We start from the raw sequence: 11427 nt of genomic DNA, 5'->3' as shown, positions 1-11427 counted from the left end.
GAATCGGCTCAGGGACACAAGTTCGGCCCATGAGGTCGGTAAGCGATCTGGGCTCTCACCACACGCCGGGCACCAGGCGGTGGCGCACCTCCTGCGTGTACTCGCGGTAGCCGTCCAACTCTTCTTGAAGCAGCTTCTCTTCGTCACGGATCCGCAGGCCGAGCACGATCACGGCCGGTACGACCAGAAGTAAACCCCAATAGCTGCCCAGCGCAAGGGAAATGCCGATCACCAAAATCACATTGCCGGTGTACATGGGATGCCGCACGAGCCCATACAACCCGGTTCGGACCAGCTTCTGCCCCTCCTCGACGCGCACAACCGCGGCCGCATAGCTGTTCTGGATCACCACCAGCATCACCACGCCGAGTGCGATGGCGACCAGGACGTCCCCGACCAAGCAGATCGCGGTGGGAACCTGCGACCAGCCGAAGCGGTGGTCGAGGGCGCTGATGACGAACACCGACGCCAGCGACAGATACCAGCCGGCGATCAAAGCCTTTTGCTTGGTTCGTGTCTCGGCTGTCGGCCCCGCCCGCATCCGTCGCTTGAGCGCATCGGGATTGGTCCGCAGCAGATACACGCCGGGGATCCACGACGACAGAGCGAACACCGCCAGGAAAACCCACGCCTGCCAGTAGTCGAACGTGCCTGCCACCAGGAACAGGATCAAGCCGAACAGGACAGGCTCGATAAGCCCGACAACCATCGTTCTCAGCAGGGCTTTCACACATTCTCCTCACCAGTCCGCCCGACGCACGCTACCAGCGCACACCGGTCATCTGGTAACTGCGGACAACGTCGGGCTGAGCGCCCCAGTCAGGTGGCTTGTGCAGGCGTCAACTTCTCGCACAGCAGTTCGGCCAACCCGCGAATCGTACCGATGGAGGTGAGGTCCGCTGGATTGACCCGGATTCCTGTCTCGGTCTCGATTCGGGTGCGCAGTTCGAGCGCGCCCAGTGAGTCCAGGCCGTACTCCGCGAGCGGGCGGTCCGGGTCAACACTGCGCCGCAAGATCACGCTGACCTGCTCGGAGAGCAGCCGACGCAGACGGGTAGGCCACTCGTCGGGAGGAAGTTCGTCGAGCTCGGCGCGCAATCTGCTTGTGCCCGCGGCGTTTTGCCCGCTCGAACGGAACGCCTCGGCGAACGGACTCTGTTGGGCGAAGGCGGCCAACCACGGCGAGTTCGTGATCGGCGCGTAACCGGTGTAGTCGCGGTCATGGCGTAGCAGCGCCTCGAAAGCGTACGCGCCCTCATCAGGTGCGATGGCTACCCCGGCGCTCTCGGCCAAGGCTGTGCCGCGCCCGATTTGGGCCCAGGCCCCCCACGCGATCGCTGTCGCCGGAAGCCCTTGGGCCCGCCGCCACAGTGTGAATGCGTCCAACCAACTGTTGGCCGCCGCGTAGGCACCTTGTCCGGGCGAACCCACCAACGCCGCCGCAGAGGAGAACGAGCAGAACCAGTCCAACGGCTGGCCGGCAGTGGCAGCGTGCAAGTTCCAGGCGCCGTAAGCCTTTGGCGCCCAGTCCCGTTCGATCAACTCATCAGTGATGTTGGTCAGTATGGCGTCGTCGATCACCCCGGCCGCGTGCAACACACCGCGCACGGGGAGGCCGGTGGCGGTCGCCGCGGTCACCAACCGCTGAGCCGTTTCCGGTTCGGAGATATCGCCGCATTCGACGACTACATCGGCGCCCAGCGCCCGGATGAGCTGGATTGTCTCCAGCGCCTCGAGCGTGGGTTGCGAACGCGACGACAGCACGATCCGGCCGGCGCCGGCGCTGGCCATCTTCTCGGCGAAGAACAAGCCGAGCCCGCCCAGGCCGCCGCTGATGATGTACGCACCGTCGGCAACGAAAGGCCGAACCTGCTCGGGAGGCAGCACCACGTTGCTGTCACCGGCCTGAGGAATATCAAGGATCAGCTTGCCGGTGTGCCGGGCACCGCTCATCATCCGAATGGGCGTAGCCGCATCGACGAGCGGGTAATGCGTGCACTCCGGCATCGGCAGGGTGCCCTCGACGGTGAGCCGGTACACCGTTTCCAGCAGTTTGCGAACCTGCTCGGGGTGGCTGACCGACATCAACGCCAGGTCGACGGCGAAGAACGATAGATTGCGCCGGAATGGGAAGAGCCCCAGACGAGTGTCGCCGTAGATGTCGCGCTTGCCGATCTCGACGAAGCGCCCGCCGAAGGCCAGCAGTTCCAGCCCGGCGCGTTGCGCCGCACCGGTGACCGAGTTGAGCACGATGTCGACGCCGTATCCATCGGTGTCGCGGCGGATCTCGTCGGCGAAATCCAGGCTTCGGGAATCGTAAACATGCTCGATGCCCATGTCGCGCAACAGCTGTCGACGTTGCTCACTGCCTGCGGTGGCGAAGATCTCCGCGCCGGCGGCGCGGGCGATTGCGATTGCCGCCTTGCCCACACCGCCGGTCGCAGAGTGGATCAGCACCTTGTTGCCGGCCTTGATGCGGGCCTGATCGTTGAGGCCGCACCATGCGGTGGCCGTCGCGATGGTCAGTGCAGCCGCATGAGCGTCGGTCAGGCCCTCCGGCAGCGGGACGGCCAAATTGGCGTCGCACGTGATGAACCTGGCCCAGCAGCCGTTGGCCGACAGGCCGCCGACGCGGTCGCCGACCTTGTGGTCGGTCACATCGGGGCCGACTGCCGTCACCACCCCGGCGAAGTCGATGCCGAGCTGTGGCAACCTGCCGTCGAAGGCGGGGTAGCGGCCGAACGCGACCAGCACGTCCGCGAAGTTGATGCTGGATGCCGTGACCGCGACCTCGATCTGCCCCGGGCCCGGCGGAACACGATCGCACGCAACAAGTTCCATCGACTCCAGGTCGCCGGGCGTGCGGATATGAAGGCGCATCCCGTCGCGAGAGTGGTCGGCGATCGTGGTCTTGCGCTCCTCGGGCCGCAGCGGCGTCGGGTACAACCGCGCGGTGTACCACTGGCCGTTCCGCCAGGCGGTCTCGTCCTCATCGGATTCGCTCAGAAGTTGCCTCGCCAGTTGCTCGGCGTCGCTTGAGGCGTCCAGATCGATCTGCGAAGCGCGCAGGTGCGGATGCTCGGTGCCGATCACCCGGATCAAACCCCGCAGACCGGCCTGTTCCAGGTTGGGCCGGTCATCGGCCACCACAGTCTGGGCATTACGGGTCACCACGTAGACGCGAGGGGGCTCGCCAGGTGTCTCCGGCAATTCGCGGGTGATGCGCACCAGATGCCGCACGTACTCTTGTCCCAGCTTCGCAGACTGGTCATCGCCCGCGCCGTTCCTCGGTGCGGTCAGGATCACCACACCGGTGAACCCGCCGGTCCGCAGATGGTTGCCGAGCTGTTCGGCGTTCGAGGAGTGGTCGGCGTGCTGCGGCCAGCACATGCTGGTGCATTGCGCGCCAAAGGCTTTCAGGGCGTCGGTCAATTCGGTCGCCACCTGATCGGCGGTGGCGGTACTGATCAACAGCCACGATCCGGCGTCGACGTGTTCTGTCTCGGGCAGTTCCTTCGGCTGCCATTCGATGGTCAGCAGTCGCTCGGCCAGCACCCGCTCCCGCTGGCCCTTCTCGGAATCTCCGGCGCCCAACCGCAGGCCCTGCACGGCGAGCATGACCGTCCCGTGCTCGTCGAGCACGTCGATGTCGGCCTCGACGCCGGACGCATCGGCTCTCGTCACCGTCGTGAGGCAGTAGCGTGCGTTGCGGGCGGCACTGTAGGAGCGAAGTCGGCGCACGCCCAACGGCAACCCGAGCATCCCTTCTCCCAACGCCCGAACATCGGGGTGGGCCTCAACGGACTGGAAGCAGGCGTCCAGCAGCGCCGGGTGCACTCCGTAGGCATCCTGTTGCGAGCGGATCTGGCGCGGTAGTGCGACCTCGGCGACCACGGTGCCGGTTTCCCCGGTGTGCACCACACCAAGCCCACTGAAAGCCGTGCCGTACTGCATGCCCCGCTGATCCATGCGCATGCGCACCTCGTCGCCATCCTCCTCGCCCGGATGTGCGGCCAGCAAGGCGGACATGTCGTGCGACGGCGCCGGCACATCGTCGGCGGTATGCAGGACCGCCGACGCTTGCCGGGCTGATTGACCCTCCTGATTGGTCTCCACGGTGAAGTCGACGACGCCCGGCGACAACGCCAACGCCGAGGCACCGACTGTCGTCTGCTCATCGAGGAGCAACGCCTGCTCGAAACGGATGTCGCGGACCTCCGAAGCCTCGCCCAGCACAGTGCGGGCGGCGGCCAGCGCCATCTCGCAATACGCCGCACCCGGAAGTACTGCAACGTTGCGGATCTGGTGATCGCCCAGCCAGGGTTGGGCGGCGGTGCCGACGTCGCCCTGCCAGACGTGGCGCTCCGGTTCCTCTTGCAGACGCACGTGCGCACCCAGCAGTGGATGGACCGTAATGGTGCAGGCGCCGTGATTTGGCGAATCCTGCCCACCACCGCTCAACCAGTGCCGGTGGTGCGTCCAGGTGGGCAGCGGCGCGTCCACCAGGCGGCCATGCGGGTAGAGCACGGAGAAGTCGACTGCCGCGCCGGCACTGTGCAGGTCGGCCACGAACCCTCGCAGTCCGAATGGCAGCGCCTGTCCGCGCCGCATACCGGCCACGGTGGCCATCGGCACGTCGAGACTGCGGGCCGTCTGTTCGAGCGCGCGGGTGAGCAGGGGATGTGGTGCCAGCTCCGCGAAAACCCGGTGACCGTCCTCCATAGCTGCTTGCACCGCCGCGGCGAAGCGGACCATCCGTCGCACATTGTCGGCCCAGTACCTGGCATCGAACTTCGCCGGCTCGCGCGGGCTGAACAGGGTCGCGGAGTAGAAGGGGACCTCGGGGGTCATCGGGTTCAGCTCGGCGAGCGCCTCGGTCAGCTCGCCGAGGATCGGGTCAACCTGAGGCGAGTGGAAGGCGACGTCGGTGGGCACTTCACGAGCCATCACGCCACGCTGCTCCCAGGCCGCGATCAGTTCGCGAACCGTCTGCGCCGCGCCGGCAACCACGGTGGACTCGGGCGAGGCCACCACCGCGAGTACGACGTCGTTGACGCCACGCGCCGTCAACTCCGAAAGCACTTGCTTGGCAGGCAATTCCACTGCCGCCGTGGCACCGGTGCCGGCAATGCTGCGCATCAGCCGCGAGCGGCGGCAGATCACCCGCGCCCCGTCTTCCAGCGACAGCGCACCCGCGGCGACCGCCGCCGCGGCCTCGCCGAGGGAGTGCCCGATCACAGCGGCCGGGCGGACCCCGTAGGCCCGCAGGGTCGCAGCCAGGGCGACCTGCATGGTGAACAGCGTCGGCTGGATCCGGTCCTGACCGGTGACGGTCTCGGGCGCCGAGATGGCCTGGGTCACCGAGAATCCGGACTCGTCGGCGATCAGCGGCTCTGCTTGCGCGACGGTGGCTGCGAACACGGGTTCGGTCGCCAGCAGTTCGGCGCCCATCCCCGCCCACTGCGAACCCTGGCCGGAGAACACCCACACCGGACCGCGATCATCGCGGCCGACCGCGGCCTGATGCAGAGTGTCGCCGTCGGCGACCTCGCGCAACGCGTCGATGAGCTCCGAGCGGTGGGCCGCGATGACGGCGGTGCGCACCGGACGGTGCGCCCGTCGACGCGCCAGGGTGTAGCCGAGATCCGGCAGCGCTACGTCTTCGTTCGCTTGCACCCAGTCGCACAACCGGCCGGCAGTGCGGCGTAGCTCGTCGGCCGACGTGGACGACAACGGAAACACCAGCGGTTCCGTCGTCGACGACTCGTCTGCGCCGCTCGCGGGGACCTCCGGAGCTTGCTCCAGGATCGCGTGCACATTGGTGCCCGATATTCCATACGCCGACACGGCCGCCCGACGTGGGCCGTCGCCATCGGTCGGCCAGCTTGCATTGGTCTTTGGCACAAAAAGCTTGGTCTGGATTGCGGCCAGATCATCGGGGAGCCGGTTGAAGTGAAGGTTCTGGGGGACGACGCCATGTTGGAGTGCGAGAACGGATTTCATCAGCCCCAGCGGTCCGGACGCCGCCTGCATGTGCCCGAAGTTGGTCTTCGACGACACCAGCGCGCACGGACCGTCGACGCCGTATATCTCTGCGAGACTGGCGTATTCGATCGGGTCGCCGGTCGGGGTGCCGGTGCCGTGCGCCTCGACCATGGCCACAGTGCTCGCATCGACATCCGCAGCAGTCAACGCGTCGCGATAGGCCGCGAGTTGGGCTGCGCGCGACGGTGTCGCGATGTTCACCGTGCGGCCGTCCTGATTCGCGGCTGTGCCCCGTATCACCGCCAGGATCCGGTCACCGTCACGCTGTGCATCCCGTAATCGCTTGAGCAGCAACATGACACAGCCTTCGCCGGGCACAAACCCGTCGGCGGCGACGTCGAACGCGTGGCAGCGACCGGTGGGAGACAGCATTCCCTCGGCCGAACCCGCCGACCACTTCCGGGGATCCAGCGCCAGCGACGCACCGCCGGCCAGGGCAAGGTCACTTTCGCGCTCGTGCAGGTTGCGACAGGCAAGGTGTATCGCGGTGAGGCCCGAAGAGCACGCGGTATCCACCGTGAGCGCGGGACCGTGCAGCCCGAGGGCGTAGGCGATGCGCCCCGACGCCATGCTGAAGCTGTTGCCGGTGAAGCCATATGGCTGCTCTACCGCATTGGCATCGGCCGCCAACAATTGGTAGTCGCCATGCGTCAATCCGACGAACACCCCGGTCCGCGACTCCGCCAGGTCCCCTCGATCGAGCCCGGCATGTTCCATCGCCTCCCACGAGGCTTCCAACAAAAACCGGTGCTGCGGATCGGTCGCGGTGGCCTCGCGCTCGTTGACCCCGAAAAATTCGGAATCGAAGCCGGTCACGTCATCGATGAACGCACCCCATTTCGACACCGATCGGCCGGGCACCCCTGGCTCGGGGTCGTAGTAATCGTCGGCGTCCCAGCGGTCGGAGGGAATTTCGGTGACCAGGTCATCGCCCCGTAGCAGCGCCTCCCACAGCTGCTCGGGGGATTCGATGCCCCCGGGCAGCCGGCAAGCCATGCCGATGACAGCGACCGGGGTGACAGGTGCGATGGCCGCCTCAGGCGTGGTAACGGCCGACTCTGCTTTTCTCGGCGAACCATTCGCCGTCTCGAATGACGTCATTTCCCCTCCGCGTAGCAACGGTTGCTGTGGCCCGGGCGGACACCCCTCTGCGCACGGTGTGTGTTTGAGACAACCGCGGCACGAATATCGGCACCCAGCGTGTTCTTCAGCGGCGGCATCGGTTTGCGTCGGCAGGCATTCACAAGCAATGACGGTAATTTCGCGCCCGGTGAATTGTCTCGAAATCCGAACAATCCATCCCTGGCCGCCGGATCAGCAACGATGATTTGTCCCCCTTGTCCCCAACCCCTTCATGGAGTGTATCGGCCGCCGCTCGCCCGGTTGCTGCAAACGCTGGATGACGACGCAGTCGCTATTATCCTTCCCGATACCTGCAACCAAAGCCTGTGTCACCAGAGGAAGCACATGACTGCACACGTCGAACAGTTGGAGTTCCAGGCGGAGGCGCGCCAACTGCTGGATTTGCTGATCCACTCGGTGTACTCGAACAAGGACTCCTTTCTACGGGAGTTGATCTCGAACGCCTCCGACGCATTGGACAAATTGCGGCTGGAGAGCCTGCGTAATAAGGACCTCGACGTCGATTCCTCCGATCTGCACATCGAGATCGAGGTGGACAAGGCGGCGCGCACGCTGACCGTCCGCGACAACGGTATCGGTATGACGCACGACGAGGTCGTGGACCTGATCGGCACGCTGGCCAAGTCGGGCACAGGACAGCTGCGTCAGCAATTGCGTGAAGCCAAGGACGCGGCGGCCTCCGAGGAACTGATCGGTCAGTTCGGTATCGGTTTCTATTCGACTTTCATGGTGGCCGACAAGGTCGAGCTGCTCACCCGTAAGGCCGGTGAGAGCGATGCCACCCGGTGGGTGTCGAGCGGTGAGGCGACCTACACCATCGAATCCGTCGACGACGCCCCGCAGGGCACGTCGGTCACCCTGCACCTCAAACCCGAAGACGCCGACGACCAGCTGCACGACTACACCGCGGAGTGGAAGATCCGCGAGCTGGTCAAGAAGTATTCGGACTTCATCTCCTGGCCTATCCGGATGCAGGTCGAGCGGCGCACGCCGCCGACGGAGGAGGGCGGTGAGGAAACCGTCACCGTCGAAACGCAGACGCTCAACTCGATGAAGGCACTGTGGGCCAAGTCGAAGGACGAGGTCTCCGAGGAGGAGTACAAGGAGTTCTACAAGCACATCGCGCACGCCTGGGACGATCCGCTCGAGGTGATCGCGATGAAGGCCGAGGGCACCTTCGAGTACCAGGCCCTGCTCTTCATCCCGTCCCAAGCACCGTTCGACCTTTTCACCCGCGACGCCAAGATCGGGGTGCAGCTGTATGTCAAGCGCGTCTTCATCATGGGCGACTGCGAAGAGCTCATGCCCAGGTATCTGCGCTTCGTCAAGGGAGTCGTCGACGCACAGGACATGTCGCTCAACGTTTCCCGTGAAATCCTGCAGCAGGACCGCCAGGTCACCGCGATCCGCCGTCGGCTGACCAAGAAGGTCCTCTCGACGATCCAGGATCTGCAGTCCGAGCGTCCCGAGGACTACCGCACGTTCTGGACCCAGTTCGGTCCGGTCCTCAAAGAGGGCCTGATGTCGGATTTCGACAACCGCGACACGCTGCTGCGGATTTCGTCGTTCGCCTCGACGCACAGCGACGAGGAGCCGACCACCCTCGCCGAGTACGTCGAGCGCATGAAAGAGGGTCAGGAGCAGATCTTCTTCGCCACCGGACAGTCGCGTGAACAGCTGCTGAAGTCTCCTCATCTGGAGGCGTTCCGGGCCAAGGGTTACGAGGTGCTGCTGCTCACCGACCCGGTCGACGAGATCTGGGTGGGATCGGTGCCGGAGTTCGACGGCAAACCGCTGCAGTCGGTGGCAAGAGGCGAGGTCGACCTCGACTCGGACGAGGGGAGAAGCGAGGCCGAGCGAGAGGAGCGGGAGAAGGAATTCGCGGACCTGCTCGGCTGGCTGAAGGAGACGTTGAGTGATCATGTCTCCGAGGTACGGCTGTCGACGCGTCTCACCGAGTCGCCGGCGTGCCTGATCACCCCGACTTTCGGCATCACACCGGCGCTGGCGCGGATGTACCGCGCCTCCGGGCAATCGGTTCCGGTCTCGAAGCGGATTCTCGAGCTGAATCCGAACCACCCGCTCGTCACCGGGCTACAAAAGGCGCATGAGAAGCGCGACGACGCTCACCTGAGTCAGTTGGTCGATACCGCCGAACTGCTCTACGGCACAGCGCTTCTCGCCGAAGGCGACATACCCGACGATCCAGCCAAGTTCGCCGCGCTGCTCGCCGAGCGGCTGGCTCGCACCGTATAGAGCACCCGCCCCCGCCCGGTCGCATGCGGATCCGGCGATCCGATGCAAAGCGCCTTCGGCAAACGCGTCCACGGTCACGCTCGACGGTGGACGCGTGAGACGCCACGCTAAAACCGCAGGTCGTGGTGCTGGTCGGAAACTCGGAGGTTCGGCCGGGCAATTTGTCGGCTACCTAACTTTGGCGTTCGGCAGTGGAGCGGCGACCGCCACAGTAACGTGATGCGGGTGATCGAGACCTCCCTTGTGGACGTGCTGCGCGAGCGCGCCAGCGTGCAGCCCGACGACCCGGCCTTCACGTTCATCGATTACGAACAAGATTGGAACGGCGTTGCGGAAAGCCTGACATGGTCACAGCTGTATCGGCGCACGACGAACTTGGCGCGGGAGCTCGATCACCATGGGTCGATCGGCGACCGTGCGGTGATACTGGCGCCACAGGGCCTGGACTACATCGTCGCGTTCCTCGGCGCGCTGCAGGCAGGCCGGATTGCGGTCCCGCTGTCGGTTCCGCTGGGCGGCGTCAGCGATGAGCGTGTTGATTCGGTGCTGCGTGACGCCTCGCCGTCGGTCGCCCTCACAACATCGCAAGTCGCCGGCACCGTCGCCGAGTACGTCAAGTCGCACTCGGGGGCATCCGGTATAACGGCCGTCGCTGTTGATCTGCTGGACCTCGACGCGCCGACGGGATCCGATGCCGGGACCCAGGACGGCGCGGGTCTCGCTTATCTGCAGTACACGTCCGGGTCGACCCGTCAGCCGGCGGGGGTCATGATGTCGCACAGAAACGTTCTGGCGAATTTCGAACAGGTGACGTCGGATTACTTCGCGGAGTTCGGCAATGTGCCCCCGCCGGACACCACGATCGTGTCGTGGCTGCCGTTCTATCACGACATGGGTTTGTATCTCGGAGTCTGTGGGCCGGTTCTGACCGGACTTCACGCTGTGCTCATGAGCCCGGTGGCGTTCTTGCAGCGGCCGGCCCGGTGGATGCAGTTGCTGGCCGGCAACAGCAAGGCGTACTCGGCAGCACCGAACTTCGCATTCGAACTGGCGGCGAAAAAGACGTCCGACGATGACATGGCCGGGCTCGATCTCTCGGATGTGCTGGTGATCGCAACCGGCAGTGAACGGGTACACCCGGCGACGGTGCGCCGCTTCACCCAGCGGTTCGCCCGTTTCAACCTTCCTGAGGCCGTGATCCGACCGTCATACGGCCTGGCCGAAGCGACGGTGTATGTGGCGACCCGCGCAGGGACGCAACCACCGGCCGTCGTCCGGTTCGACTCCGAGAAGCTGACCGCCGGCAAGGCGGAGCGGTGCCAGAACGGCGGTGGGACACCGTTGGTCAGCTACGGTGTGCCGCAGTCGCCGACGGTCCGGATCGTCGATCCCGACACGATGACCGAATGTCCCGCCGGGGTGACCGGTGAGATCTGGGTGCACGGCGAGAACGTCGCGCTGGGCTATTGGCAGAAGCCCGAGGAAACCGCGGCCACGTTCGGCGCAAAGATCGTCGCGCCCTCCGACGGCACACCCGAGGGGCCGTGGCTGCGAACCGGAGATCAGGGCTTCGTTTTCGACGACGAGTTGTTCGTCATCGGCCGCATCAAGGATCTGTTGATTGTGTACGGGCGCAACCATTCACCCGACGACATCGAGGCGACGGTCCAGGAGATCACGGCGGGCCGGTGCGCGGCGATCGCGGTTCCCGATACTCAAGCCGAGAAGCTTGTGGTGCTCATCGAAGTCAAGAAGCGGGGCGAATCCGCCGAGGACGCCGACAAGCTCACCATCGTCAAACGGGAAGTGACGTCGGCGATTTCCATCTCGCACGGTCTGCGCGTCGCGGACCTTGTTCTGGTACCGCCTGGTTCGATACCGATCACCACCAGCGGCAAGGTCCGACGGGCCGCCTGTGTCGAGCAGTATCGGCACGGGCAGTTCGCCCGCATCGACGCATAGACGAGGACAACTCGATTGAAG

Annotated in this window: 4 protein-coding genes; 2 read left to right on the top strand and 2 right to left on the bottom strand. The window is 65.4% G+C overall.

The window, feature by feature from the left end; genetic code table 11:
* Window positions 1-55: 55 nt before the first annotated feature.
* Both AU188_RS08495 and pks2 read right to left on the bottom strand, forming a co-directional pair.
* A complete protein-coding gene (locus tag AU188_RS08495; RefSeq protein ID WP_156426613.1) occupies window positions 56-709 on the bottom strand; it encodes a methyltransferase family protein in 654 nt (217 codons plus the stop codon).
* A 110-nt stretch (window positions 710-819) separates the two neighbouring features.
* Window positions 820-7146, bottom strand: coding sequence for a sulfolipid-1 biosynthesis phthioceranic/hydroxyphthioceranic acid synthase (gene pks2 / locus AU188_RS08490; protein ID WP_059163296.1), 6327 nt, complete (start codon window positions 7144-7146; stop codon window positions 820-822).
* 366 nt (window positions 7147-7512) lie between these two features.
* On the opposite strand from pks2, the gene htpG reads away from it, so the two are divergent.
* Together htpG and AU188_RS08480 are read left to right on the top strand one after the other, a co-directional pair.
* Window positions 7513-9444: a molecular chaperone HtpG gene (gene htpG, locus AU188_RS08485; protein WP_059163295.1), complete on the top strand. Its 1932-nt coding sequence runs from the start codon at window positions 7513-7515 to the stop codon at window positions 9442-9444.
* A 219-nt stretch (window positions 9445-9663) separates the two neighbouring features.
* The gene (locus AU188_RS08480; protein WP_172799437.1) at window positions 9664-11406 is read left to right on the top strand and encodes an AMP-binding protein; all 1743 of its coding nucleotides are present in this window, start codon (window positions 9664-9666) and stop codon (window positions 11404-11406) included.
* The last annotated feature ends 21 nt before the right edge of the window (window positions 11407-11427 follow it).

Origin of the sequence: Mycobacterium sp. IS-3022 (assembly GCF_001500065.1) — a bacterium.
In the GTDB taxonomy this organism is placed as follows: domain Bacteria; phylum Actinomycetota; class Actinomycetes; order Mycobacteriales; family Mycobacteriaceae; genus Mycobacterium.
The sequence above is the reverse complement of the archived record's forward strand: the minus strand, read 5'-3'. Positions and strand labels throughout refer to the sequence as shown.

What these genes read in the sequence shown, in the direction of transcription:
- AU188_RS08495 (WP_156426613.1), bottom strand. Translation starts at nt 709, where the DNA reads ATGGTTGTCGGGCTTATCGAGCCTGTCCTGTTCGGCTTGATCCTGTTC.
- pks2 (WP_059163296.1), bottom strand. Translation starts at nt 7,146, where the DNA reads ATGACGTCATTCGAGACGGCGAATGGTTCGCCGAGAAAAGCAGAGTCG.
- htpG (WP_059163295.1), top strand. Translation starts at nt 7,513, where the DNA reads ATGACTGCACACGTCGAACAGTTGGAGTTCCAGGCGGAGGCGCGCCAA.
- AU188_RS08480 (WP_172799437.1), top strand. Translation starts at nt 9,664, where the DNA reads ATGCGGGTGATCGAGACCTCCCTTGTGGACGTGCTGCGCGAGCGCGCC.